Raw genomic sequence first — 24077 nt, 5'->3', positions numbered from 1 at the left:
CTTGTCGTTGCACGATCCAGGCACATCCCGCAAAAGCTCACCTTTGTCTCATCTCTGTTTTAGTCAGCAAAGCCAGGTAATGGCGTGGCGGTTCATGCGAGAAGGCATTCGATCGACGCAAACGCAATGCCGCTCGCCCGCATTCTTACGCGCCGGGTACGAACGGCCTTCAAACAAAGGGGTATTCGTGCTGGTGGCAGATGTAGATCGAGGTCATCCATCACTCATACGTCACTCGCGAGCGATGGCCGTGCCCCAATGAACGGCGCATGATCGACCCGCAGCCATTTCTTCAATGGTGAGGAAGTACGGGAGCCGGCGGCGTACCGCTCTCACGCGAATCAACGCACAATTCAACGCGCCACTCAACGCAAGCACGCCGCTGCGGCCCGGTCTATTTCACCTGCACGTCACGCAGCAACTGCGACACCTGGCCGTGGTGATGCAGGATCGCCGGATCAGCCTGCAGCAGCGGCAGATAACGCGGCAGGAAGCTGTTGTTCGGCTGATCGGCCGAGAAGAGGCCCACGACGGCTTCGGCCGCCGCGAGGCGGTCGCCTGCATCGGCTTCCTCGTCGTCGAGAATTTCGTCGACGCTCGCAATCACCGTCGAAAGCGGCGTGAGCCAGCGAAACCCCGAGCCGTTGATAAGCACCTGCAGAAATGCCGCTGGCGTCACCGGGCCGAATTCCTTTTCGTAGGCTACGCGCTCGTGATCGAGAATTGCCTTGTGCAGCGCAAGCAGCGGCTTGCGAATGTCCGAGAGGAATTGAGTGCATTGCGGGTCGTTCATCTGCGGCTCCTTCGGATCGGGTGACTTGCCGGAATCGCGCGCCGCGACCCAAGTCGCAAGATAACGCGCCGGCTCCTGCCCGTCAGGCTAACGGGCTGATGCGTCGATGGTAACGCATTGATTTGCATCCCGTTACCAAACGTCGGGACGCGTACCCTGTACACCTACAAGGCGAACTTCCTTTTCCACGACTACAATCAGCCGGACTGCCAGCGACGCTCGCTTGACTCAATCGCTCGACCCAAGCCGTCTCGCATTGCGTGATTAGCGCGGCATGCTGAACAAACCCGGCAAGCTTTCGCGTTCTGATGCGACGCCGCTGTCTAAACAGCCAGGACCCCACAATAAATCCCACCCGGAGCCGCGTATGACAACGTTCAATATCAACGGCCAAAGCCATACCGTCGATGCACCACCCGACATGCCTTTGCTGTGGGTGCTGCGCGATCTCGTCGGCCTGACCGGCACCAAGTTCGGTTGCGGCATCGCGCAATGCGGCGCATGCACCGTGCATCTCGACGGCGTCGCGGTGCGCTCGTGCGTATTGCCGGCGGCGGCGGTCGGCGACCGCAAGGTCGTCACGATCGAAGCAGTCGGCGGCACACCCGTGGGGCAGAAAGTGCAGGAGGCCTGGCGCGCACTCGACGTCGTGCAGTGCGGCTACTGTCAGTCGGGGCAGGTGATGTCGGCGGCGTCGCTGCTCGCGCGCAACCCCAATCCGAGCGACGCCGACATCGACGCCGCGATGGCCGGCAACATCTGCCGCTGCGGGACGTACAACCGCATCCGCGCGGCGATCAGGCACGCCGCGAAGGAGGCCTGACATGTCCCGGGGATTGCTCGATGCACAGAACGGCGCGCGGCCGTCGAACGCGCAAGCGAACAACGCGCACGGCATCTCGCGGCGCGGCTTTCTGAAATTCGGCGTGACGGTCGTGACGGTTGGCTCGGCAGCCGGCGGCGGTCTGCTGCTCGGCTTCAGCCTGCCGGCTTCCAGCCAGGATCAGAAGACCGGCAAGAGCGTGATCGGCGGCGATGCCGATGAGGCGCAGCAAAGCGGCGTGTTCGCGCCGAACGCCTTCATCCAGATCGATACCGCGGGCAAGGTGACGCTCGTGATGCCCAAGGTGGAGATGGGCCAGGGCGTCTACACGTCGATCCCGATGCTGATCGCCGAAGAACTCGAAGTGCCGCTCGACGCGGTCACGCTCGATCACGCGCCGCCCAACGAAAAGCTCTTCATGGATCCGCTGCTCGGCGGCCAGCTCACGGGCGGCTCGACGTCGATCCGCTTCGCGTGGGAGCCGATGCGACGCGCGGGCGCGACCGCGCGCGTGATGCTCGTCAACGCGGCCGCGCAGCAGTGGCAAGTCGATCCGGCCACTTGCCATGCGCAGGCGGGCCAGGTGATCCACGCGGCCAGCAATCGCAGCGCGAGCTACGGCCAGCTCGCGCAGGCCGCGTCCGCGCTGCCCGTGCCGCAGAACGTGCCGCTCAAGGACCCGAAAGATTTCAAACTGATCGGCACGCCGGTGAAGCGCCTCGATTCGCCCGAGAAGGTGGATGGCACCGCGCTCTTCGGGCTCGACGTGCGCTTGCCCGGCATGGTCTACGCGGCGATCGCGAACTGCCCGGTGTTCGGCGGCACGCTGGCGAGCGTCGACGATACGCATGCGAAGACGATCCCCGGCGTGCGCGAGATCATCAAGCTCGACAACGCGGTCGCGGTGATCGGCGATCACACGTGGGCCGCGAAGCGCGGCGTGCAGGCGCTCGACATCAAGTGGAACGAAGGCGCGGGTGCGCAGGTGTCGATGAAGACGATCGTCGGCGATCTCGCGGCGGCGTCGCAACGCAACGGCGCGGTCGCGCGCAAGGAAGGCGACGTGGGCCGCGCGTTCTCCGACGCGAAGACGCGCGTCGATGCCGTGTACCAGCAGCCGTTTCTCGCGCACGCGACGATGGAGCCGATCAACTGCACGGTCCACGTGCGCGCCGACGCATGCGAAATCTGGCTCGGCTCGCAGGTGCCGACGCGCGTCGTCGATGCGGCGGTGGCTGTCACGGGCCTGCCCGCGGACAAGATCATCGTGCACAACCATCTGATCGGCGGCGGCTTCGGGCGGCGCCTCGAAACCGATATGGTCAGGCAGGCGGTCAAGGTCGGCAAACAGGTGTCGTCGCCGGTCAAGGTGCTGTGGACGCGCGAGGAAGACATCCAGCACGACATGTACCGGCCGTACTACTACGACACGATCTCGGCCGGGCTCGACGCGAACGGCAAGCCGCTCGCGTGGCAGCACCGTATCGCCGGTTCGTCGATCATGGCGCGCTTCGCGCCGCCCGCGTTCAAAAATGGGCTCGACCCCGACGCGGTGGAAGTGGCCGCCGATCTGCCTTACGACCTGCCGAACCAGTTGGTCGACTACGTGCGCGAGGAGCCGCATGCGGTGCCCACCGCGTTCTGGCGCGGCGTCGGACCGACGCGCGGCACGTTCGTCGTGGAGAGCTTCATCGACGAACTCGCCGCGCACGCGAAGATCGATCCGGTCCAGTACCGGCGCAGCCTGCTCGGCAAATCACCGCGCGCGCTGAACGTGCTCAACACCGCCGCGCAGGCCGCGAACTGGGGCAGCGCCTTGCCCCAGGGGCAAGGACGCGGCGTCTCGGTCATGCATGCGTTCGGCAGCTTCTTTTCGATCGTCGTCGACGTCGCCGTCGATCAGGGCGAAGTGGCCGTCGAGCGCATCACCTGCGCGGTCGATTGCGGGATGGTCGTCAACCCGAACACGATCGAAGCGCAGGTGCAGGGCGGCATCATCTTCGGCATCACGGCGGCGCTTTATAGCGAGATCACGATCAAGGACGGCCGCGTCGAGCAGAACAACTTCACGGACTACCGGATGCTGCGCATCAACGAGACGCCGCCTATCGAGGTGCACATCGTGAAGAGCGGCGAAGCGCCCGGCGGCATCGGCGAGCCGGGCACGGCGGCGCTCGCGCCCGCGCTGACCAATGCGATCTACGCGGCCACCGGCAAGCGGCTGCGGCAATTGCCGGTTGGCCGTCAACTGCACAGCGCGTGAGGCGCAGGAGCCCGGATATGAAAACCACTCTGAAGGGTCTCGGCGCAGCGTTGTGCGTTGCGTTGCCGTTCATCGCGCAAGGACCGGCTGATGCCGCAACTCTGGCAGCAAACTCGGCGGCAACTCCGGCGGCCGATCAGTCGCTCGTGCAACGCGGTGCCTATCTCGCGCAGCTCGGCGATTGCGCGGCCTGCCACACGGCGCCAAAAGGCAAGCCGTTCGCGGGCGGTCTGCCGATGAACACGCCGATGGGCCGCATCTACACGACCAACATCACGCCCGACGCGCAGACCGGCATCGGCGGCTATACCGAGGCGGAGTTCGCGCAGGCGCTGCGCGAAGGCGTCGCGAAGGACGGCCACAACCTGTACCCGGCGATGCCGTATCCGTCCTACGCGAAGGTCAACGACGACGACGTGAAGGCGCTCTACGCGTTTTTCATGCACGGCGTCACGCCCGTGCAGCAGGCGAATCGCGAGCCTGACATCAAATGGCCGTTGAATATGCGCTGGCCGCTCAAGCTCTGGAACATGGCGTTTCTGGAGAAGGGCGCGTATCGCGACAAACCGGGCAAGGACGCCGCCTGGAATCGCGGCGCGTATCTGGTGCAGGGACTCGGGCACTGCGGCTCGTGTCATACGCCACGCGGCGTCGCGTTCCAGGAGAGCGCGCTCGACGAAAGCGGCAGCGCCTTTCTGAGTGGCGCGCCGCTCGACGGCTGGTTCGCCGCGAACCTGACCGGCGAGCACAACGCGGGGCTCGGGCGCTGGAGCGACGAAGATCTGCGTACCTTCCTGAAGACCGGTGCGAATCGCCATGCGTCGGCGTTCGGCTCGATGACGAGCGTCATCAACAACAGCACGCAGGGCATGAGCGACACCGACGTCGCGGCGGTCGCGACGTATCTGAAGTCGCTGCCGTCGGTGGGCGGCAACGGCGCGCCGCCGTACACGTACGATCCGAAGGCGACGAAGGTATCGCTCGATCGTCCCGCGAACGATGCCGGCGCGCGCGTCTACACCGCGTATTGCATGCATTGCCACGGCGCTGGCGGACAAGGCTTCGCGCCGATGCTCGCGCCGCTCGCGGGCAATCCGAACGTGCTCGCGAAGGATGCGTCGTCGCTGATCAACGTCACGCTGAATGGCACGGGCGATCTCGTCATCAACGGCGTGCCGTCGCCGTTCCCAATGCCGGGCTTCGCGGCCGTGCTCGACGACCAGCAGATCGCCGACGTGCTGAGCTTCGTGCGCGCCGGCTGGAACAACGGCGCGCCGGCGGTCGGCGCGGCCGAGGTCGCGAAGCTGCGCCAGTCGACGCAGGCGGCGCGATGACCGTCGACTTCAGCGATGTCCTACCTTCTGACGCTTTTCGAGCACGCGCGCATACCAGGTCAACGGGAAGCACATCGCGAAGTAGATCATCGCGACCATCGCGTAGATCGGGAACGGGCGGAACGCCGCGTTGGTAATCATCGTGCCGGTCTTCGTCAATTCGGTGAAGCCGATGATCGACGCGAGCGCGGTGCTCTTCACGACCTGCACGAGAAAACCGACCGTCGGCGCGACCGCGATCTTCAACGCCTGCGGCCAGACGATGTAGCGCAGCTGCTGGCCGAACGTCATGCCTAGACTCGCGCCCGCGGCCCACTGGCCGCGCGGCACCGCCTCGACGCAGCCGCGCCAGATGTCGACGAGATACGCGCTCGTGTAGAGCGTCAGCGTGACCGCCGCGGCGGCCCACGGCGAGACGTCGACACCGAGGAGCGGCAGGCCGAAGAACGTGAGAAAGAGCTGCATCAGGAGCGGCGTGCCCTGAAACACTTCGACGTACAGCACGACGATGCGGCGCAGCCACGCGATCGGCGAGACGCGCAGCGCGAGCAGCACGAGCCCGACAATCCCGCCGCCGACGAACGCGATCAGCGACAGCAGCACCGTCCAGCGCGCGGCGAGCAGCAGATTGCGGGCGATGTCCCATAGCGTGAATTCGACCATGATCAGTGCTCCGTCGGCAGGGTGCGCGCGCCGCGCCACGTCAGGCGAGTGCGCCAGTTGCGCGGCGCGTTGCCGCTGTCGTTGCTGCCGCTGTTACTGTTGTTACTGTTGCCGCGCGCCGCGCGGCCCGCGAACAGACCACGGCCGAAGCGGTTGAGCAGTTGCCGCAGCACGATCGACATCAGCAGATAGGTCGCCGTGATGATGAGGTAGCTTTCGAACGAGCGGAAGTTGCGCGACTGGATGAAGTTCGCCGCATAGGTCAGGTCGGGCACCGAGATCTGCGAGACGACGGCCGAGCCGAGCATCACGATCAGCACCTGGCCGAGCAGCGCGGGAAACACGTTGGCGAGCGCCTGCGGCAGCACGACATGGCGGAACACCTGGCGTCCGTGCAGGCCGAGTGCCTGGGCCGCCTGCACCTGGCCGCGCGGAATCGAGTCGATGCCGGCGCGCACGATCTCGGTCGCGTACGCGCCGAGATTGACCGTCATCGCGAGAATCGCGGCCTGCACTTCGTCGATATGAATGCCGAGGCTCGGCAAGCCGAAGAACACGAAGAACAGTTGCACGAGGAACGGCGTGTTGCGGATCAGCTCGACGTAGCTCGCGACCAGCCAGCGCGCCCATTTCGGCCCGGCCGCCGCGATGCTCGCACCGGCGATGCCGACGAGCCCGCCGAGCAGCGTGGACACGGCCGTGAGCCCGAGCGTCACGGCGGCGCCGTGCACGAGCATGTCCGCGTAGAGGCCGAAGCCGCTGAAATCGAACGTGTAGGTCATGGCTTCGTGCTCATCGTAGGATCAGATTCCGGCGCGGCCGCTCGCCGCGAAGTCCCTCACGCGAGAGGGACTTCGCAGCGGTTCGCGCAACAAGGTTCAGAGATCGGCCGGCAGCGGCGCGCGCAGCCACTTCTGCGAAATCGCGTTCATCGTGCCGTCCTTGCGGGCCTTGGCAATCGTATCGTCGACCTTCGCCTTCAGGCGCGGCTCGTTCTTGTTCAGGCCGACGTGATCGGGCGAGCTGAAGAGCGAAAACTTCTGCTCCGGATCGTTCGCGGGATGCCGCGCGAGAATCGTCGCGCCGACGTCGTTGCCGACCACCATCAACTGTGCCTGACCGGACAGGAACGCCGATATCGCGCCGTTCGGATCGTCGAAACGTTTGATGTTCGCGGTGGGCGGCGCGATTTTCGTGACGCTCAGATCTTCGAGCGTGCCGCGTGCGACTGAGATCGACTTGCCGGCGAGGTCGGCGGCGTTCTTCACGTGCAGCGATTTCGGGCCGAACACGGCGAGGTAGTACGGCGCGTACGGCTGCGAGAAGTCGATCACCTTTTTGCGCTCGGGTGTCTGGCCGACCGACAGCAGCATGTCGGCCTTGTGGTCGGCGAGATACGCCATGCGGTTGTCACCCGTCACGGGCACGAGTTCGACCTTCGCGTTGAGTGCTTTGCCGATCAGGTTCGCGACGTCGATGTCATAGCCGACCGGTTTCATGTCCGGACCGATCGAGCCGAACGGCGGATAGTCCTCGAACACGCCGATGCGCACCGTGCCGGACTTCGCGATGTCGTCGAGCGCGTCGGCATGCGCGGCCGACGGCAGCGCGCACAACGCGCCGAGTGCGGTGAACGCGAGCGTCGCGGCGAGCGTGGCGAACCCGCGGCGGGGCTTCACGTGGCGATTCGGTTGGAAAGCGGGGCGCTGGTTCATGATCTTCCTCTGTCGAAAAGCGTCGTTATTGAAGTGAAGCGTGTGCGTGATGTGTGCGTGAGCCGTTCGGGGCATCGGGCGGCCGGCGTGCGTGTCAGCGCGTGTCAGTGCATGTCAGTGAGCGGCGCGCGCGGCGATCAGCTTGCACGCGTGCGGCGGCAGTTCCGCGAGCACCGGCATGCCGAGCGCGAGCCCCGGCGTTTCGCGCGGCGTGGTCGCGGCGGTCAGCGTGAAGCCGCTGCAATCGATCGTGGCTTCGAGCGACGCGCCCACGTCGCGGATGAACGTGACGGTGCCGGGCAGCCGGTTCGGGCTCGCGGCGTCGGTGGCCGCCTTCACGCAGATGTCCTCGGGCCGGATCAGCAGACGGATCGCGTCGCCGGCCTGAACCGGCTGCCCGGCGCCGGTGAGCGGAGCGCGCGGCGCGCGTGGGTTTTGCGCGACCTCGATGCGCCGTCCGCCCGGCAGGCTCACGCCGCCCGCGCCGTCGTACTGGACCGGCAGGATGTTGCCGAGCCCGATGAAGTCGGCGACGAACTCGCTGACCGGATCGCGATAGATGTCGAGCGGCTTGCCGACCTGGGCAATGCGGCCTTTCTCCATCACGACGATCTCGTCGGCCATCGTCATCGCTTCGCGCTGGTCGTGCGTGACCATGATCGTCGTGATGCCGAGGCGTTGCTGCAGCAGGCGGATCTCGACCTGCATCGCTTCGCGCAGCTTCGCGTCGAGTGCGGACAGCGGTTCATCGAGCAAAAGCAGTTGGGGCTCCGAAGCAATCGCGCGCGCGATCGCGACGCGCTGGCGCTGGCCGCCCGAGAGCTGCGTGACCGGCCGGTTCGCCATATGCGGCAACTGGATCAGTTCGAGCAGTTCGGCGACGCGGCGCGTTTGCTTCTCCTTCGCGACCTTGCGCAGCTTCAGCGGATACGCGACGTTCTGCGCGACCGTCATGTGCGGAAACAGCGCCAGCGACTGGAACACCATGCCGAAGTCGCGCCGGTTGGCGGGCAGCCGCGTGATGTCGCGGCCGGCGAAATGGATGCTGCCCGAGCTGGGCGTCTCGAGCCCGGCGATCATCCGCAGCAGGGTAGTCTTGCCGCAGCCGGACGGGCCGAGAAAACAGACGAGCTTGCCGTCGGGCACGCTCAGGTCGACGTTGTCGATGGCGTGCACCGCGCCGAAGCGGCGCGTTATGGCTTGCAAGGTCAGATGGGTCATCAGAGGCTCCAGCGAAAGGGCGTCGTGTGCGCCGGGGCGTGAGCGCGCATTGGCGTGCTCAGCGTGCTCACAGTGCGACTCCTTCGTCGCCGATCAGCTTTTCGAGCAGCCAGATCAGCGCGAAGTCGATCGCGACGATGACGACGGCGAAACAGAACACGGTCGGGTCGAGCGACGACACCGTGCGGCTGTAGAGCCACACCGGCAGCGTCATCGTATCGATGCTGTACAGGAAGAACGTCACCGTGAACTCGTTGAACGACACGATGAACGCGAACAGCATGCCGGCGAGGATGCCGGGGCGCATCAGCGGCAGCACCACGTCGATGAGCGCGCGGCCGGGGCTCGCACCCATCACGCAGGCCGCTTCCTCGAACTCCGGGCCGATCGAGGCGACCGAAGCCGCGCAGTTCTTCACCGTGAACGGCAGCGCCAGAATCACATGCGCGACGATCAGACGGCCCATGCCGAGTTCGACCGGCAGCACGTTGAAGACGAGCAGCAGCGACAGGCCGAGCATCACGAGCGGATAGACGAGCGGCAGCGCGACCAGTTGCTCGACCACGGGCTTGCCGCGAAAGCGGTAGCGCGAGAGCGCATACGCGGCGGGCACCGAGACGAGCGTCGCGATGAGCATCGTCGAGAACGCGACGATGAGACTCGTGGTGAGCGCGGCGCCCATCGACAGCGTGTCGGTCGCATCCGGCGACACGAAGCTGTGCCACGCCGCGCGATACCAGTGCAGGCTGTACGCGTGCGGTGGAAATTCGAGCGTGTCGGCCGCGCTGAACGACATCACGATCATCGTGAGGATCGGCAGCGCGGCGAGGAACAGCACGATTGCGGCGACGAGCGCGGTGGCCTTGCCGAGCTGGCCGGGCATCGTATGCGGCAGGCGCGGCAGACGTAGCGAACGTGGCGAACGTGGCGCCCCCGGGGAGGGCGGCGCCGGTTGCGGCATGCGCGAGGTCGGCAGTGGCGTGCTCATGCGTGGGGCTCCCCGGTCAGACGTTGCGTGCGGCGCACGAGCCGTTGCGACAGCGCCATCACCGTGAGCGTGGCGATCATCAGCACGACACCGGAGGCGGAAGCCGCCGGCCAGTTCAGGAGCGGTGCGACCTGATCGTGGACCAGCACCGCGAGCATCGGCACGCGGCGCCCGCCGAGCAGCAGCGGCACCGCGAACGCGCTCGCGTTGTAGGCGAACACGAGCAGCGCACCCGACACGAGGCCGGGCATCGCGAGCGGCAACAGCACGTGACGCAGCGTTTGCCAGCGCGTCGCGCCGAGCGTCGCGGCGGCCTCCTCGTACGAGATCGAGACCGCGCGCATTGCGCTGGAGAGCGGCAGCACCGCAAGCGGAAACGCGGTCTGGATCAGGCCGAGCAACACGCCATGTTCGCGATACAGCCACATCACCGGACGCTCGACGAGGCCGCTCGCGAGCAGCGCGTGATTGAGCAGGCCGGCCGGCCCGAGAATCACGAGCCAGCCATAGCCTTGCAGCAGCAGGTTGACGAGCAGCGGCAGCAGCACACCCGCGAGCAGCAAGCGCCGCGCGAGCCGCGACTTCGTGCGTGCCATCGCGAGCGCGACCGGAATCGCCAGCACGACCGCGCAGAGCATGCTCTGGAACGCGAGCCGCAGCGTGAGCCACAACGACTTGATGAAGTAGCCGTCGAGCAGGTCCGCGTAGTTCTGCAGCGTGAAGCTGCGCCATTCGTTGCCGGACACGCCGAAGCTCATGCGCAGCACGACCAGCGCCGCCGCGCCGAGCACCGCGAGAAACAGCAGGATCGGCGCGAGCAGCAGCCATGGCCCTGTTTTCGCGAGCGCGGCCGCGGCGGGTTCGGGCGGGTGGCTGGCGGCAACGGCGGCCGCGGCGCCGGGCGCGGGGCCCGGCGCCGCCCCGTCCGGCACCATCGCGGCACGCTGCGAGAAACGCGCGAGCATGGGCGTCACGCCGAGAAGATTTCGGTGTAGCGCTTGATCCACGCCGGCTGCACGGCGGCGAGCGCCTTGTCGTCATGCAGCACGGCTTTCTCGGCGATCTGCTGCGGGCTCGGCACGAACGCGCGGCTTTCGGCCGGAATCACCGCTTTCGAATTGACCGGGCCGTTCAGCACGTCGGCGGCCATGCGGCCTTGCACGCCCGCGTCGAGCGAATGATTGATGAACGCGTGGATCAGGTCGGCGTCGCCGGGATGCGCTTTCGGGATCACCGTGAACATCAGTTGCGTGGCGAAGCCTTCCTTCATGCCGTAGGTCACGCCCATCTTGTACTCGGGCTTGCGGATCTGCTCCGGGAAGAACGCCGGCGAGTAAATGCCGCCGATATCGAGCGAGCCGGTGCGGAACAGATCGGCCACCTGGTTCGGATTCTCGCCGAGCGTCATCACGTGGTCTTTCAGTTGCGCGAGCTTCTTGAAGCCGGGCTCGATGTTCTGCTGCGAGCCGCCGCTCATCTTCGCGGCGATGATCGCGAGGTCGACCGCTTCGGCCCATTCGGGCGGCGGCAGGAACACGCGGCCGGTGTACTTCGGGTCCCACAGCGCTTCGTACGACGCAGGCGCGGTCTTGACCGTCGCGGTGTTGTAGATCAGCCCGTCCGACCACAGCAGATAGCCGATGCCGAAGCCGTTCGCGCCCGTGCGGTATTGCGGCGCGACGTCCTTGAGATTCGGCAGGCGGTCGAGGTCCGGCTTCATCAGCAGGCCCGCGTCGGCGAGGCCAGATGCGCCGACACCAGCGAGTGTGATGACGTCGTAGGTGGGACGATCGCCCGCGGCCTTGAGCTTGGCGACCATGCCGGAGGTGCCGTCGGCGCGATCGGCGATCACTTTGGCGCCAGTCTTCGCGGTGAAGGTCGCGGCGATGTTGCGCAGCGCGGCCGTGCCGGTATCGTCGGACCACGTCAGGATGCGCAGCGTCTTGCCGCTGAAGTTGTGCTCCTGCGCGCGCAGATTGAGGAACGGCATCGGCAGCGCGGATGCCGCGAGCGCCGTACCGATCGTCTTGATGGCCTGCCTTCTACCCCGTTTGATCTGCTGCATGGCGGTCTCCCTGTGTTGAACGCCCGTTGCCCATGTTTCGCCGTGACCGCTGCCGGATATCCCTATACCGCGCGTGGATGCACTGTAGGTTTGCCAAAATCCCGCAACAATCGAAATATGCGCATGGATGGCATGACGTAGGCTCATGGCTCGAGGCTGGCGGAAACGGCGCGGCGCGGCTGAGCGGATCGCCGGGAAGGCGCAGGCGATGGCGTATGCGGGTTAACGTCCATATTGCGCCCGTGGATGCGGCTTGCCGCGAGGTATGAGGAAAGCTCGGTTCTGGTGCGGCGGCCGCGCGATTGCCGCACCACGGCGGTGCAGCACGGCCGGGGCAGCCTGTTTTCGTGCTCGCCATGAGCCGAATGCATACGGGTTTGCCCGCGAACGGGCTCGTGCGGACACGGCCGATCGCGTATGCTGTTGGCTTGACGGGCAGGGCGGCGATGGGCGCCGCCACGTCCGTGCAATGACTTTTTCTGATCCCGGATATGCCGATGCGACGCCTCCCGCCGCTCAACGCGCTGCAGATTTTCGAAACCGTCGCGCGCCATCGCAGCTTTACGCGCGCCGCCGACCATCTGTGCCTCACGCAAGGCGCGGTCAGCCGGCAGATCATCGCGCTCGAGGACTACTACAAGTTCCCGCTCTTCAAGCGTCACGCGAAGGGGCTCACGCTGACCGCCGAAGGCGAGATGCTGCTGCCGGCCGTCAAGGAGAGCTTCGCGCGCATCGAGGAGATGTCGCTGCGGCTGACCAGGCAGCGCACCGATCTCGCGCTGAAGGTGCCGACCTGCGTGATGCGCTGGATGCTGCCGAAGATCATGCGCTTCCAGTCCGAGTACCCCGATCTGCATGTGCAGATCACCACGACCTGGCAGCACGACGTCGATTTCCAGAGCGAGCCGTTCGACGCGGCGATCGTCTACGGCCCATCGCCGGGCGCGGACGTGCAGGCGGTGTCGCTGTTCGAGGAGCGGCTGACGCCGGTCTGCACGCCCGAGCTGCTCAAGGACAAGCCGCTCGCGCAGGTGGCGGATCTCGCGCGCCACACGCTGCTGCATCCGACGCGCGATCACCGCGACTGGAAGATGTGGCTCGCCAGGGTAGCGGAGGTGGAGGCGGCCGCGGGTGAGATCGACGCCGAACTCGGCCCGAGCTTCGACACGCTCGACATGGCGACCAACGCCGCCGCGCAGGGCTTCGGCGTGGCGATCAGCGATCTCGCGCTGATCGACGAGGACGTGGCGGCACGGCGTCTCGTGCGGCCGTTCGACACCGTGCTGAAAACCGGCTGGCGCTATTACTTCGTCTATCCGGATTCAGTCGCGCAACAGCAGAAGCTGAACCTCTTTCGCGACTGGATCGTCGAGCATTGGGAAGAGTGAGGCGGGACGCGCGTGGTTCACCTGAAGCCCGTCACGGTGCAAACGACAGAAACAGATACGCGGCGAACAGCGACAGATGCACGGCCCCTTGCAGGATCGTCGTGCGTCCCGTGCTGAGCGTCAGCGTGCCGACCACGAGCGTGAGCGCGAGCAGCACCATTTCCTTGCCGTTGATGCCGAGCACGATAGGCTGGCCGATATACAGGAACACGCCCGCGACGGTCGGAATGGTCAGGCCGATACTCGCGAGCGCCGAGCCGAGCGCAAGGTTCAGGCTGGTTTGCAGGCGGTCGCCGCGCGCCGCGCGCAAGGCGGCGAGCCCCTCGGGCAACAGCACCAGCGACGCAATCACGATGCCGACCACCGCCGGCGGCGCACCCGCGTTGAGCACCGCGGTCTCGACGACCGGCGAGAGCACCTTCGCGAGCAGCACCACGGCGACGAGGCTCACGAGCAGCAGCACGGCGCTGATTCCGGCGAGGCGGGCGCTCGGCGGCTCGGCGTGAACGTCTTCGTCGGGTACGTCGGCGAGGAAGTAATCGCGGTGGCGCACGGTTTGCACGAACACGAACACGCCATACAGCACGAGCGACGAAGCGCCCGCAAACGCCAGCTGCGAAGACGAGAGAATCGGGCCGGCGCTCGTGGTCGTGAAGTTCGGCATGACGAGCGTCAGCACCGACAGCGACGCGAGCACCGCAAGCGCGGCTGCCGCGCCGCGGCTCTGGAAGTCCTGTTCGAGATGGCGGATGCCGCCCACCAGCAGGCACAGCCCGACGATCCCGTTACAGACGATCATCACGGCCGCGAACACCGTGTCGCGCGCGAGACCGGCTTTTTCGGGGCCGGACGTCAGCATCACCGAGACGATCAGCGCCACCTCGATCACGGTGACGGCGACCGCGAGCACGAGCGTGCCGAACGGCTCGCCGACGCGATGCGCGACCACTTCCGCGTGGTGCACGGCGGCGAAAACCGCCGCGCACAGCGACACGCCGACCAGCGAGAGCATCAGTGCGTTGCCGGGAATCGCATGGGCCGCGCCGAGCACGATCCAGCCGACGAATGGCACGACGAGGGTCCAGCGCGGCAAAACGGTCGTGGGCGAGGTCATTCGGGCTTCCTTTTAACGCGGGTGGATGGCTGGGTGAAGCGGTGACGGCTGTTTTTCGCTGCGGGCGCGGAGTTGGAGCGATGTCTCAATAGAATGCTCTAAGCCATTAAATTATAAGGGATAGCTGAACTTGAGGTGGAGCGTTGCAAGCGCGGCGAACGCACTGGCGTGACGGACGCTGCGAAGCCGCGAGCGCGATGTGCCCGATGTGTCGTCCGGCAGGAAGTCATTGTGCCGTGGCGGGACCGGTTGCACGCTATCGTGCGCGCCTTGCGCTGAAAGTATGGCGGTTCCGGGGACACAGGGGAATCACGGCGGCCGTGCCGCGGGAGCGCGTCGCCGAAGTGGAAACGGGGCGAATGAGCAGCTCGGACAGACGAGCCGGATTGCGTGTCGAGCCGGGCTGAACGGCAAGCTGGCGTCGATGCCGTTTGTCTGGACATCGGCGCCAGCGTTTTTTCTATTGCGGGATCACGTGCCTACTGGCCGGCTGACTGGCCAACTTACTGGCCGAGTGCGCGGATCGTCAGCGCGTTGCGCACCGACGTCACGCCGGCCACGCCTTGCGCGGCTGTCGTCGCAAGCTCGATCTGCGACGCCTCGGGCACCGAACCGGCCAGCGTGACAGCGCCATCGCGCGCGCGCACGGTGATGTTCGCAACGGACAGGCCTTTGGTCTTCGCGAGCGTGCCGCGGACCTTGCGCTGCAGCGCGCGGTTGGCCGCGCGAACCTGCTTGGTGGTCGGCGCCGTTGCGGCGGGCGCTGCCGTGGCGGCTGCGTCGCTGCTTTGCGCGTATGCGTTGAGGGAGGCGAGCACGATCAGTGCGCCGCCGATCACCTTGATTGCCGGAAATGCTTTCATTCAACGTTCTCCTGTTGTCGTAGTTACGTCGGTCCCTGGCGGGGACCATGGTTACACCAGCGGGTACAGCGAGATTCAATCTGAATGGCACGGATACGGCAGCCGCGCAACCGCTCCCAGCCGGGATGCCGCTGCCGGAAATCGCGCGGCGCGCGGGCTGCAAAGGCTGGGTGGCAGCCAGAGCACACAATACAACAATTAGTTCCATGTCGACTCTGAAGCGGCGCGAAAGTGAGGTTTTGGCACAACGAACAGACGCGCCAGGACGAAGCGATGGCGTGCGATTGGTGTGTCCATGCGCTGCGGTTAGCGGGCGGTACGCGTGATCTGTGGGCTTTGTTGCGGCTTTGCCGCGCCGATGTTGGTTGCCAGTAGCCGGTAGTCGATTACTCGGTTGTCGCTTGTCGCTTGTCGGTAGCTCGGTGCCTCTGCCGTTTCACCGGGAAGGGCCCCTTTGCGGCTTCTTTTGCCACGCCTTGCGCTGGACCTTCGGCCGGTTTTTGCTCATGCTTCAAGGCCCACGCGATACGTATCAGGAAGGCCGAACGCATGCGAAACGAGCTTCTCCCCATCCGGCCACTGCGCCGCGGCGATCTGCCTGTCGACACGGTCGAGCTGGCGCGTTTCATGGTCGGCAAATACCTCGTGCACGAGCTGCCCGAGGGACGCATGAGCGGACGCATCGTCGAGACCGAGGCCTACCCGGTCGGCGATTCGACGAGCCATGCGTTTATCGGCCGCCGCTCGTACAACGGCTCGATGTTTCTCGCGCGCGGCCACGCCTATGTGAGGCTGACTTACGGCGTGTCCTACATGCTCAACATGTCCGCCGAAGCGGAAGAGGTCGGCGCCGGCATCCTGCTGCGCGCGGTCGAGCCACTCGAAGGGCTCACGCTGATGGAAGCGCGCCGCCCCGGTGTGCCGCTGCGCGATCTCGCGCGCGGACCCGGCCGGCTGACGACGGCATTCGGCATCGGCCAGTCGTTCGACGGCTGCGATCTCTGCGCGGGGCGAGGCCTGTGGATCGGCATGATCGAGGCGGGCGAAGCGCCAATCGGCGTGACGACGCGCATTGGCCTATCGCGCGAGATGCATCGGCCGCTGCGTTTTTTCGAGCCAGGCAGTGCGTTCGTGAGCGGGCCGCGCAAGCTGCTGCTGATTCCGCATTCGGGGGCGTGACAGGGGGCGGAAGGGGGCGTGAAATACCTGCCGGCGCGACCGCTGAATCCCGCCGTTCGGACCGCGTGTCATGGCAGAACTTCCTCAGATCAGACGTATTTCGGAAACATCAGACGCAAAGGTTACGATCCCGACAATTATTACTGCAAAGTTCATGCTCGATAGATAAAAGGCGATAAATTCCCAATCATTATTGCGAAGTGAACAATTATTAATCTCGAAATTAAGGGTTTTCCCTTGAAGAAGCGGTGACTAGACTGAAACCAATCGCTCCACGACACACAACCGCGTGGCGAGCGATGCAGGTAAAACCAGATTGGAGGTAAGTCATCATGAAATCGCTCTTCAAGGCAGTAGCCATTGCAGCCGTTCTCGCCGTACCGGCCGTTTCGTTCGCTCAATCGAGCGACCAGCCAGTCACCCGCGCGCAAGTTCGCAGCGAACTGATCCAGCTTGAACATGCGGGCTATAACCCGTCTACGTCGAACGACCCGAACTATCCGGCCGACGTGCAGGCCGCTGAACAGCGCGTGCAAGCGCAGAATCCGGCCCTCGCGCAGACGCAGGTCCAGCCGACCGCCGACACGAGCGGTTATGGCGCGCCGATGAACGGCTCGTCGCAGTCGGGCGGCGTGGTCCAGCCGACGAGCGGCGCGCACAGCATTTACTTCGGCAACTGATTGCCTGTGTGGCGGTCGCGCTTGCTGTGCGCAGGCAGGCCGATACGGTTTGCCTTCATGGCCCGGCCTCGATTGAGGCAGACACGAATAGTTTGAGCTTTGCGCTTCGAGCCTTGCCGCCACAGGTCGGGCTCGAAGCGGCGGTCTGATCCGTCGGCGAGGCAATCCGTGAACGCAGCACGGCAACCTGTGCGCCAGAAGCTCCGGCGCACAGGTGTTCCACCACGAAGTGTTCCATTCCAGCGCGACGCACGTGTGCTACCCGGCGTGTCGTTCGTGCGCGCGTTGTGTTCCGGTCTGAAGGAACCTCCGCTGCCGCAAGGTAGCTTCGCCCAAGCTTTTCGAGGTTTGGGCTTTTTTTGCGTCCGCTTGGGCGTTCGCCTGCGCGGCCCGTGCATTCAGCGAAGCGCGCACACAGCCGACGAATGACGGCCGCGCACCTCGCTCAGGGCCGTTCGCCGTGAATATAGAACTCGAGTTGCTGAATGGTGAACTGCTGTTCCGCGATGATGTTCTTCACGAGGTCCCCGATCGACACCATGCCGACGAGGCGGTCGTTCTCGATGACCGGCAGGTGACGCATGCGCCGTTCGGTCATCAGGGCCATGCACTCGTCGGTCGTCTGGCTGGGACGAACGAAGCGCACGGCCTTGCTCATGATGTCGCGCACCGGCGTTGCCTTCGACGAGCGATCCATCAGCACCACCTTGCGTGCATAGTCGCGCTCCGTGACGATTCCGGCGATGCTGTCGCCGTCCGTCACCACCAGCGCGCCGATGCCTTTTTCGGCCATCAGCCGGATCGCCTCGTAGACAGAATCGTCGGCGCCGATCGTGTAGACGCCAGTGTTGTTCGGTTTCGTTTTAAGAAGCTGGGCAACGCTTGTCATGGAGCGGCTCCGTTTCGCAATGCAGCACGCCGACGCGGCGTGCTGTCGTGAGGGACAGGCCATTGCAGTATAGGCGCGACGTGTGCCCGCGGTACACCGGGAATACGCGTGACGGGCCGCGCGATGCGCGCCGCATCGGCGTGGCCGCGCGGGTGTGCGCTTTTCTGTGTGTCCTGGCTGCGTGCCGCTGCTTGTCACTCCTCGTCGCTGCTCGTCACCGCTTACCATCGTTCGTCACCTTCGGTCACTGCTGGTGCCCCCGCTTCGCGCCGCTTTTCGCTGTCGTGAAGGGGCATCCGCGTGCGGCGTGTGGATTAGCGGTAAACTCGCAGTCCACACCTTATCCCCGGCTCGCCCGGGTTCATGTCAGCACCACTGTTCAACGCCATGCTCACGTCTCACGATCCATCGCCCGCAGCGGACGGCGCCATCACCGGCGAATGCGTCGTTCTCGACGCCACCGCCACGCTTCCCACGCGCTACGGCACGTTCACTTCCCATGTGTTTCGCGTGGTCGAAAGCGGCGCCGAACATCTCGCGCTCGTGATGGGCGATGTCGCTGGCAAGTCGTCCGTGCTGACGCGCCTGCATTCGGAATGCCTCACCGGCGACGTGCTCGGCTCCTATCGCTGCGACTGCGGCGAGCAACTGGACCTCGCGCTGCGCTATATCGCGGCCGAAGGCTGTGGCGTACTGCTGTATCTGCGCGGGCACGAAGGACGCGGCATCGGCCTGTCGAACAAGATTCGCGCGTATGCGCTGCAGGAGCAGGGACGTGACACCGTCGAGGCCAATCTCGACCTCGGCCTGCCCGACGATTCGCGCGAATACGATTCGGCCGCGGGCATTCTACGCACGCTCAAGGTCACCTCGGTGCGGCTCATGAGCAACAACCCGGAGAAGTTTGACACGCTGTCGAAGCACGGTATTCCCGTGTGCGAGCGCGTCGCGCTCGCCATTCCGATGCGCGAGGAAAACGAGCGTTATATCCGCACGAAGCAGGTCAAGTTCGGGCATTACTTCGAAGAGAACGAGTAGTCGAAATTCCGGACTTGTATGGAGTCGTGCAAGGAAGGCTGGGAACGGCGGAAAACTACTGAATTTTAAGAAAAATATTGCACCCTTCGTTGCCTGGCCCAACAGATCCACGTTTGTCTTCGCTTACCTGAACTTGCCGACTCAGCGTAGGTTTTTCTCGCGTCGTGCCGAAAACCTACGCCGTGCCTTCTTCTCTCGGAAAGACCTATGCCGAGGGAAGAAGGCGCTTTGATGCACGTGTCGTGGCCGAGCTGCCGGGCGGCGAGCCCATGACGTTCGATGGATTTCCGGGACTACGTCTCCAGGTTTAGACGAGCCGCAAGTCGTGGACGTATCGTTACAAGTCGCCGGTCGATGGCCGCATGCGGCAGGTGAAACTCGGCGAATGGCCCGCCGTGTGCGTCTAACGTAGTGCCGCTTGCCCCATCGCCATGGCCACCGCCGCCTGGGTGGGATCGACCACCGGCATGCCCAGGTGCTCGGCCAGCGCGGCCCGGTAAGCCGCCATCCCGGCGCAGCCCAGCACCAGCACGTCAGCGCCTTGCCTATCGCGCAATTCCTCGCCTACCGCGCATAGGCGCGCAAACGTACGTTGCTGATCTGCCAGTTCGGCCACGCTCAGGCCGATGGCGATATCGCCGGCCAGCCGGCCCGTCACGCCCATCGACGCAAAGTAGCGCCAGTGGCGGCCGATCGAGGCCTGCAGAATCGAAACCACGCCGAACTTCTGGCCCAGCGTCATGGCCGTCAGCACACCACACTCGGCGATACCCAGCACCGGCCGGTCGGTGCTCTCACGGGCCGAATACAGCCCGGGGTCGCTGAAGCAGGCGATCACGAAAGCGGCCGCCGTGCCGCCGCGCTCTTCGGCATCGCGCTCGCTGCGCGCGATCTGCGTGCACAGTGGCGTGACCACGGCATCGACGTCGCGCTGCGTCTGAATGCCGGCAGGGCCGTCGGCCAACGTTACGCAATGAATCTGCGGACCGTCGGCAAAGCGCAGCGGCGCCAGAGCCTGATCGATTGCCGCGGTCACAGCAATCAGCGAATTGGGATTGATAACGTAAATATGCTTGGACATGGCGAGATGGAGGCTCGAAGAGGATGCCGGGTTAAGCCTGGCGAATGCACGACGTTACTTCAGGCGCTCACCGGCGCCTTCGGCCGTAACTTGTCGATGCGGCCAACTGCGAACAGACCGATCAGCGCGGCGGCCATCACATACCAGGCAGGGGCGAAGGGGCTGCCGGTCTCGTTGTAGAGCCACGTCAGTATGGCTGGGGCGAAGCCGCCAAACACAGCAGAGGCGGTGTTATAGGCGACCGACATGCCGGTCGCCCGCACGCGTGTTGGAAACACTTCCGACAGGGCCGAGGGCGCCACTCCCGAAAACAGTGATACCAGCACGCACAGGAGCGACTGCACGATGATCAGCACCATTGGTGTACGTGCAGCATCGAGCCACATCAGCGCCGGATACACGGTGACCAGCAGCAATAGCGCCGCAGTGGTCAGCACGCGCGCCCGTCCGAACCTGTCGGACAATGTGCCTGCAAACACACATCCGCCCACCAGCAGGCAATTACCGACTAATGAGGCGCGAAACGCTTGCGCCCCTGTGAAGTGCCAGGCCCGCTGCGCATGGGTCGGCAGGAAAATGATCAGCACATACACCGACACGACCCACAGGATCGACAGGCCGACGCCCGCCAGCAACTGGCGCGGGTAATCACGCACCACCTGCAGCAAAGGTGCGCGCTCCGTGCATCCGTCATGCTGCTGACGAAGCTTCTCCGCCTCGAACGCTGGCGTTTCATGCAGTGTCCGGCGCAGCCACAATCCGACGGGCAGAATGGACAGACCCAGCAGGAAGGGAATGCGCCAGGCCCAGTCGTTGATTTGCTCCGACGTGAAGCTCATGGTGACGATCGTTGCCACCAGCGCCGCGAGGATATTGGTGATGCCCATACTGGCTTGCAGCCAGGAGGCGTACTTGCCCTTCTTCTCGGGCGGTGCGTGCTCGACGAGAAACGCTGCCGCCCCGCCAACCTCCCCACCCGCGGAGAAACCTTGCAATAACCGGCCGCATACGATCAGGATCGGCGCACCGACGCCGATGGCAGCGTACGTTGGTGCCACGGCGATGACCAGCGTGCCCAATGCCATGATGGAGATGGTCATGGTCAGGGCTGCCTTGCGGCCGGCGCGGTCACCATAGCTCCCCAGCACAAGTGCGCCTAGGGGGCGGATCACGTAACCGAGGCCAAAGGCCAGAAACGCCTCGAGCAGGCGCGTGCCGCTGTCAGCGCGAATGAAAAAGTTGTTGGCGAAATAGATCGCAAAGAAGGCGTAGATCGAAAAGTCGTACCATTCCAGCGCATTGCCGATCGAGGCAGCCGCAACCGCGCGCCGGCCAACCCGGACGAGGTTGGGGGCGGCGTGCAGTCCCGTCTCGGGTCGCTGGTTGTCGGCGACGGCCGGGGGGGAAATGGATTGGGGCATTAACAGTCTCCAGATTCACTTTTAGCTTCGGTTTCCAGCGCTGCACATACAGCACCACGGACCGAGCGATGTGTGCGGATTCTAGGACCTGCCGCCGTGCCTGTCGCATTACTTTATGTCGCCAAGGCATAACATGATGTTAAGTTCTGCGTAGCCACCAACCCAAACTCTAATACCCGGTGAACTCAAAAGCGCTGATCGCGAAACGCGCGCAGTGTGCCGACAAACGCTTGCGCAGTGCGCGAGAGCGGCTCATATAGACGATGGAATACCTGTACAGGCGCGCTGATGGTCTGCTCGAGCGGACGCGTTATCAGCCGCTGCCAGGTGCCATGTGCCACCGTCTGTTCGTCGACCAGGGCAATGCCGAGGCCAGCCTCGACCAAGGCACACGCTACATGCACCTGTTGCACCTCGATACGCGGCTCGGGTGAATGCTCGGCCGAGTCGAACAATTGCCCGACCAGATCACCGAAAGGAATGTCGCTGCTATAGCCGATGAATGCCTCGCCCGCCAGGTCGGCCACCTGCAGCCTTTCACGCGCGGCCAATGGATGGTCGGCCGGCATCGCTGCCACGATGCAGTTCTCGTAAAGTCTCTCCTCGCACAAATTGGGATGGCTCGCCGGCATGTAGGCCACGCCTAGTTCAATTTGTTGAGTCAGCAGGGCCTGTATCACCAGATTTGGCGAAGTGGTATGCAGAATCACCCGTACGTCAGGAAAATCGCGCGCGAACGCGGCAATGACCAGCGGTAACAGCGACTGGCCCAGATTGAGACTGCAGCCAATGCGCAGGTGGCTGGCACGGTGCTGTATCAAGTCCTCGGCGACTTCATTGACGCGCTGCACGCTTTGGTACACGACGTTGACTTCTTCGAGCAGCCGCCTGGCTTCTGGCGTGGGATACAACCGTCCCTTGATGCGTTCGAACAGCGTCAGGCGAAGACGTTGCTCCACATAGGAAAGGAGCCGCGACACGGCGGGCTGAGACACGTTCAGCAGCTTGGCGGCGCCACTGATCGAGCCCGTCACCATGATCGCGCGAAAGACTTCGATTTGCCGAAGATTGAGTCGCATCCTTAACCTGATGTTATGAATAGTAGATAAATCAGTATATGACATTCTGGTTTGACACTGCCTACACTGCGGCCCACAGGTGTTTATCTGAGAACAGGAGGCAGGTCATGAGTGATTTCGATTTGGTGGTGCAGGGCAATCTGGTCGATGCAGACTGCGTGGTGGAAGGCGGCTGGCTGGCGGTACGTGACGGCAAGATTGTCGAGCGCGGCACCGGTGCCGCACCGGCAGCGCGCGACTCGGTGGACGCACGCGGCCAATGGGTGCTGCCTGGTGTGGTGGACGGCCAGGTGCATTCGGGCAGCCAGGCCAATCAGGAAGGACTCGGCTGGGCCTCACGCGCGGCGGCGGCGGGGGGCGTCACGGTGATGGTCGACATGCCGTACGATGATCCGGAGCCTGTCGCTTCGCGCGAGCATCTGGACGCCAAGATCGCCGAAGTCGAACGCGACTGTCACGTCGACGTGGCCCTGTTCGGCACGCTCAATGAAAAGCATGGCATGGCAGCCGCCAGTGGCCTAATCGACGGCGGCGTCTGCGCTTTCAAGTTTTCCACTTTTGAAGCGACACCGGGCCGCTTCCCGCGTCTGGAGGAAGACGACCTGTACGAAGCCTTTCGGCTGATCGGCCCATCGGGACTGGCGTGCAGCGTACATAACCAGATGCAGGAACTGACGCGCAAGAACATCCGTCGCATGAGCGAAGCCGGTGATACCGGCTGGGACGCTTTCCTGCGTGCGCACACGCCGTTGATAGAAAACCTGGCCACTTCCCTGATTTATGAAATCGGCGCTGAGACCGGCGCGCGCGCGCATGCTGTGCACGTGTCGACTGCGCGCGGCTTCGAAGTCTGCAATATGTATCGGCGTGCTGGTCATCGCAGCAGTATCGAAACTTGCGTGCAGTACCTGATGCTCAATCACGAGGAACACACGCGTCGTTTCGGTGCCCGTACCAAGCACTACCCACCGATTCGCCCGAAAGCGGAAACAGAGTTGCTGTGGACGCACATCGCCAATGGCGATTGCACCTTCGTTTCGTCAGACCACGTCAGTTGGGGCCTCGAACGCAAGGGTAATCCCAACGTGTTCAAGAATTCATCTGGCGGCCCAGGCCTGGAAACGCTGCTTCCTGCCTTCTGGAGCGGTTGTGAGGCTCGCGGCATCGCCCCGACCATGGTCGCCCGCCAGTTGTGCAGCAATCCGGCGCGCCATTTCCTGCTAGATGACCGCAAAGGCTCGTTCCGATCCGGCGCCGATGCCGATATCGTGATCCTCGATCCGAAGCGCTACGCGTTCGACCCGTCCAACAGTCTGGCGGCGGTGCAGTGGAGCAACTTCGAAGGCATGGAATTTACGGTGCGTGTAGCCGCCACGTATTGTCGAGGGACGCTGGTGTTCGACGGCAGCAAGATCACCAATCAAGCCGGCTACGGCGCGTTCCTGCGCCCACATGCCGCTGGCGTGCAGCACTGAGCGAG

Annotated in this window: 22 protein-coding genes and 1 pseudogene; 9 read left to right on the top strand and 14 right to left on the bottom strand. The window is 64.7% G+C overall.

What is annotated here, in order from left to right; all coding sequences use genetic code 11:
* Nucleotides 1-394: 394 nt before the first annotated feature.
* Complete coding sequence (locus tag B9Z01_RS27555; protein WP_085488721.1) at nt 395-793, bottom strand: hypothetical protein; 399 nt, start codon at nt 791-793, stop codon at nt 395-397.
* A gap of 367 nt (nt 794-1160) precedes the next feature.
* Here B9Z01_RS27555 and B9Z01_RS27550 point away from each other — a divergent pair, with 367 nt between their 5' ends.
* Genes B9Z01_RS27550 through B9Z01_RS27540 form a run of 3 tightly spaced genes read left to right on the top strand, consistent with a single transcriptional unit; the run spans nt 1161 to nt 5213 of the window.
* A complete protein-coding gene (locus B9Z01_RS27550) occupies nt 1161-1616 on the top strand; it encodes a (2Fe-2S)-binding protein (protein ID WP_085488720.1) in 456 nt (151 codons plus the stop codon).
* 1 nt (nt 1617) lies between these two features.
* Nucleotides 1618-3879 (top strand): xanthine dehydrogenase family protein molybdopterin-binding subunit, encoded by a 2262-nt coding sequence (locus tag B9Z01_RS27545; RefSeq protein ID WP_085488719.1) that lies wholly within the window; start codon nt 1618-1620, stop codon nt 3877-3879.
* A gap of 17 nt (nt 3880-3896) precedes the next feature.
* Nucleotides 3897-5213 carry a c-type cytochrome gene (locus B9Z01_RS27540; protein ID WP_085488718.1) on the top strand — a complete coding sequence of 439 codons (1317 nt, stop codon included), beginning with the start codon at nt 3897-3899 and terminating at the stop codon, nt 5211-5213.
* 9 nt (nt 5214-5222) lie between these two features.
* Here the strand turns inward: B9Z01_RS27540 and B9Z01_RS27535 are convergent, their stop codons facing one another.
* From B9Z01_RS27535 to B9Z01_RS27505, 7 genes are all read right to left on the bottom strand, one after another.
* A complete protein-coding gene (locus B9Z01_RS27535) occupies nt 5223-5876 on the bottom strand; it encodes an amino acid ABC transporter permease (RefSeq protein ID WP_085488717.1) in 654 nt (217 codons plus the stop codon).
* A 2-nt stretch (nt 5877-5878) separates the two neighbouring features.
* Nucleotides 5879-6658: an amino acid ABC transporter permease gene (locus B9Z01_RS27530; protein ID WP_085488716.1), complete on the bottom strand. Its 780-nt coding sequence runs from the start codon at nt 6656-6658 to the stop codon at nt 5879-5881.
* A 96-nt stretch (nt 6659-6754) separates the two neighbouring features.
* Nucleotides 6755-7591, bottom strand: coding sequence for a transporter substrate-binding domain-containing protein (locus B9Z01_RS27525; RefSeq protein WP_085488715.1), 837 nt, complete (start codon nt 7589-7591; stop codon nt 6755-6757).
* Between the two features lie 114 nt (nt 7592-7705).
* A complete protein-coding gene (locus B9Z01_RS27520; RefSeq protein WP_085488714.1) occupies nt 7706-8812 on the bottom strand; it encodes an ABC transporter ATP-binding protein in 1107 nt (368 codons plus the stop codon).
* Between the two features lie 67 nt (nt 8813-8879).
* Nucleotides 8880-9800 (bottom strand): ABC transporter permease, encoded by a 921-nt coding sequence (locus tag B9Z01_RS27515; protein WP_085488713.1) that lies wholly within the window; start codon nt 9798-9800, stop codon nt 8880-8882.
* The gene (locus tag B9Z01_RS27510) at nt 9797-10765 is read right to left on the bottom strand and encodes an ABC transporter permease (protein ID WP_085488712.1); all 969 of its coding nucleotides are present in this window, start codon (nt 10763-10765) and stop codon (nt 9797-9799) included. The genes B9Z01_RS27515 and B9Z01_RS27510 overlap by 4 nt, the downstream gene beginning before the upstream one ends.
* A gap of 5 nt (nt 10766-10770) precedes the next feature.
* Nucleotides 10771-11865 (bottom strand): ABC transporter substrate-binding protein, encoded by a 1095-nt coding sequence (locus B9Z01_RS27505; RefSeq protein WP_085488711.1) that lies wholly within the window; start codon nt 11863-11865, stop codon nt 10771-10773.
* A gap of 497 nt (nt 11866-12362) precedes the next feature.
* Between B9Z01_RS27505 and B9Z01_RS27500 the strand changes: the two genes are divergently transcribed.
* Complete coding sequence (locus B9Z01_RS27500; RefSeq protein ID WP_085488710.1) at nt 12363-13253, top strand: LysR substrate-binding domain-containing protein; 891 nt, start codon at nt 12363-12365, stop codon at nt 13251-13253.
* A gap of 31 nt (nt 13254-13284) precedes the next feature.
* Here the strand turns inward: B9Z01_RS27500 and B9Z01_RS27495 are convergent, their stop codons facing one another.
* Together B9Z01_RS27495 and B9Z01_RS27490 are read right to left on the bottom strand one after the other, a co-directional pair.
* On the bottom strand, nt 13285-14367 hold the full coding sequence (locus B9Z01_RS27495) for a calcium:cation antiporter (protein WP_085488709.1): 1083 nt from the start codon (nt 14365-14367) through the stop codon (nt 13285-13287).
* 503 nt (nt 14368-14870) lie between these two features.
* Nucleotides 14871-15230, bottom strand: a complete 360-nt coding sequence (locus B9Z01_RS27490) for a BON domain-containing protein (RefSeq protein ID WP_085488708.1) — start codon at nt 15228-15230, stop codon at nt 14871-14873.
* Between the two features lie 549 nt (nt 15231-15779).
* On the opposite strand from B9Z01_RS27490, the gene B9Z01_RS27485 reads away from it, so the two are divergent.
* A complete protein-coding gene (locus B9Z01_RS27485) occupies nt 15780-16409 on the top strand; it encodes a DNA-3-methyladenine glycosylase (protein WP_085488707.1) in 630 nt (209 codons plus the stop codon).
* A gap of 332 nt (nt 16410-16741) precedes the next feature.
* Nucleotides 16742-17089 (top strand): DUF4148 domain-containing protein, encoded by a 348-nt coding sequence (locus tag B9Z01_RS27480; protein ID WP_085488706.1) that lies wholly within the window; start codon nt 16742-16744, stop codon nt 17087-17089.
* 445 nt (nt 17090-17534) lie between these two features.
* On the opposite strand, the gene B9Z01_RS27475 is transcribed toward B9Z01_RS27480, so the two are convergent.
* Nucleotides 17535-17978, bottom strand: a complete 444-nt coding sequence (locus B9Z01_RS27475; RefSeq protein ID WP_085488705.1) for a CBS domain-containing protein — start codon at nt 17976-17978, stop codon at nt 17535-17537.
* 387 nt (nt 17979-18365) lie between these two features.
* Here B9Z01_RS27475 and ribA point away from each other — a divergent pair, with 387 nt between their 5' ends.
* Both ribA and B9Z01_RS36420 read left to right on the top strand, forming a co-directional pair.
* Nucleotides 18366-19016, top strand: coding sequence for a GTP cyclohydrolase II (gene ribA, locus B9Z01_RS27470; protein ID WP_085488786.1), 651 nt, complete (start codon nt 18366-18368; stop codon nt 19014-19016).
* A 269-nt stretch (nt 19017-19285) separates the two neighbouring features.
* Nucleotides 19286-19414, top strand: a pseudogene (locus B9Z01_RS36420) (tyrosine-type recombinase/integrase); the annotation flags it as partial.
* A 5-nt stretch (nt 19415-19419) separates the two neighbouring features.
* Here B9Z01_RS36420 and B9Z01_RS27465 read toward each other — a convergent pair.
* The 3 genes from B9Z01_RS27465 to B9Z01_RS27455 form a co-directional block, all read right to left on the bottom strand.
* Complete coding sequence (locus B9Z01_RS27465) at nt 19420-20097, bottom strand: aspartate/glutamate racemase family protein (RefSeq protein WP_085488704.1); 678 nt, start codon at nt 20095-20097, stop codon at nt 19420-19422.
* 59 nt (nt 20098-20156) lie between these two features.
* Complete coding sequence (locus B9Z01_RS27460) at nt 20157-21518, bottom strand: MFS transporter (RefSeq protein ID WP_085488703.1); 1362 nt, start codon at nt 21516-21518, stop codon at nt 20157-20159.
* A gap of 185 nt (nt 21519-21703) precedes the next feature.
* Nucleotides 21704-22597: a LysR family transcriptional regulator gene (locus B9Z01_RS27455; RefSeq protein ID WP_085488702.1), complete on the bottom strand. Its 894-nt coding sequence runs from the start codon at nt 22595-22597 to the stop codon at nt 21704-21706.
* A gap of 107 nt (nt 22598-22704) precedes the next feature.
* On the opposite strand from B9Z01_RS27455, the gene B9Z01_RS27450 reads away from it, so the two are divergent.
* Nucleotides 22705-24072 carry a dihydroorotase gene (locus B9Z01_RS27450; RefSeq protein WP_085488701.1) on the top strand — a complete coding sequence of 456 codons (1368 nt, stop codon included), beginning with the start codon at nt 22705-22707 and terminating at the stop codon, nt 24070-24072.
* The last annotated feature ends 5 nt before the right edge of the window (nt 24073-24077 follow it).

The organism is Paraburkholderia susongensis (assembly GCF_900177725.1).
Taxonomy (GTDB): Bacteria; Pseudomonadota; Gammaproteobacteria; order Burkholderiales; family Burkholderiaceae; genus Paraburkholderia; species Paraburkholderia susongensis.
This window is presented reverse-complemented; position numbering and strand designations above follow the sequence as displayed.

What these genes read in the sequence shown, in the direction of transcription:
- B9Z01_RS27555 (WP_085488721.1), bottom strand. Translation starts at nt 793, where the DNA reads ATGAACGACCCGCAATGCACTCAATTCCTCTCGGACATTCGCAAGCCG.
- B9Z01_RS27550 (WP_085488720.1), top strand. Translation starts at nt 1,161, where the DNA reads ATGACAACGTTCAATATCAACGGCCAAAGCCATACCGTCGATGCACCA.
- B9Z01_RS27545 (WP_085488719.1), top strand. Translation starts at nt 1,618, where the DNA reads ATGTCCCGGGGATTGCTCGATGCACAGAACGGCGCGCGGCCGTCGAAC.
- B9Z01_RS27540 (WP_085488718.1), top strand. Translation starts at nt 3,897, where the DNA reads ATGAAAACCACTCTGAAGGGTCTCGGCGCAGCGTTGTGCGTTGCGTTG.
- B9Z01_RS27535 (WP_085488717.1), bottom strand. Translation starts at nt 5,876, where the DNA reads ATGGTCGAATTCACGCTATGGGACATCGCCCGCAATCTGCTGCTCGCC.
- B9Z01_RS27530 (WP_085488716.1), bottom strand. Translation starts at nt 6,658, where the DNA reads ATGACCTACACGTTCGATTTCAGCGGCTTCGGCCTCTACGCGGACATG.
- B9Z01_RS27525 (WP_085488715.1), bottom strand. Translation starts at nt 7,591, where the DNA reads ATGAACCAGCGCCCCGCTTTCCAACCGAATCGCCACGTGAAGCCCCGC.
- B9Z01_RS27520 (WP_085488714.1), bottom strand. Translation starts at nt 8,812, where the DNA reads ATGACCCATCTGACCTTGCAAGCCATAACGCGCCGCTTCGGCGCGGTG.
- B9Z01_RS27515 (WP_085488713.1), bottom strand. Translation starts at nt 9,800, where the DNA reads ATGAGCACGCCACTGCCGACCTCGCGCATGCCGCAACCGGCGCCGCCC.
- B9Z01_RS27510 (WP_085488712.1), bottom strand. Translation starts at nt 10,765, where the DNA reads ATGCTCGCGCGTTTCTCGCAGCGTGCCGCGATGGTGCCGGACGGGGCG.
- B9Z01_RS27505 (WP_085488711.1), bottom strand. Translation starts at nt 11,865, where the DNA reads ATGCAGCAGATCAAACGGGGTAGAAGGCAGGCCATCAAGACGATCGGT.
- B9Z01_RS27500 (WP_085488710.1), top strand. Translation starts at nt 12,363, where the DNA reads ATGCGACGCCTCCCGCCGCTCAACGCGCTGCAGATTTTCGAAACCGTC.
- B9Z01_RS27495 (WP_085488709.1), bottom strand. Translation starts at nt 14,367, where the DNA reads ATGACCTCGCCCACGACCGTTTTGCCGCGCTGGACCCTCGTCGTGCCA.
- B9Z01_RS27490 (WP_085488708.1), bottom strand. Translation starts at nt 15,230, where the DNA reads ATGAAAGCATTTCCGGCAATCAAGGTGATCGGCGGCGCACTGATCGTG.
- B9Z01_RS27485 (WP_085488707.1), top strand. Translation starts at nt 15,780, where the DNA reads ATGCGAAACGAGCTTCTCCCCATCCGGCCACTGCGCCGCGGCGATCTG.
- B9Z01_RS27480 (WP_085488706.1), top strand. Translation starts at nt 16,742, where the DNA reads ATGAAATCGCTCTTCAAGGCAGTAGCCATTGCAGCCGTTCTCGCCGTA.
- B9Z01_RS27475 (WP_085488705.1), bottom strand. Translation starts at nt 17,978, where the DNA reads ATGACAAGCGTTGCCCAGCTTCTTAAAACGAAACCGAACAACACTGGC.
- ribA (WP_085488786.1), top strand. Translation starts at nt 18,366, where the DNA reads ATGCTCACGTCTCACGATCCATCGCCCGCAGCGGACGGCGCCATCACC.
- B9Z01_RS27465 (WP_085488704.1), bottom strand. Translation starts at nt 20,097, where the DNA reads ATGTCCAAGCATATTTACGTTATCAATCCCAATTCGCTGATTGCTGTG.
- B9Z01_RS27460 (WP_085488703.1), bottom strand. Translation starts at nt 21,518, where the DNA reads ATGCCCCAATCCATTTCCCCCCCGGCCGTCGCCGACAACCAGCGACCC.
- B9Z01_RS27455 (WP_085488702.1), bottom strand. Translation starts at nt 22,597, where the DNA reads ATGCGACTCAATCTTCGGCAAATCGAAGTCTTTCGCGCGATCATGGTG.
- B9Z01_RS27450 (WP_085488701.1), top strand. Translation starts at nt 22,705, where the DNA reads ATGAGTGATTTCGATTTGGTGGTGCAGGGCAATCTGGTCGATGCAGAC.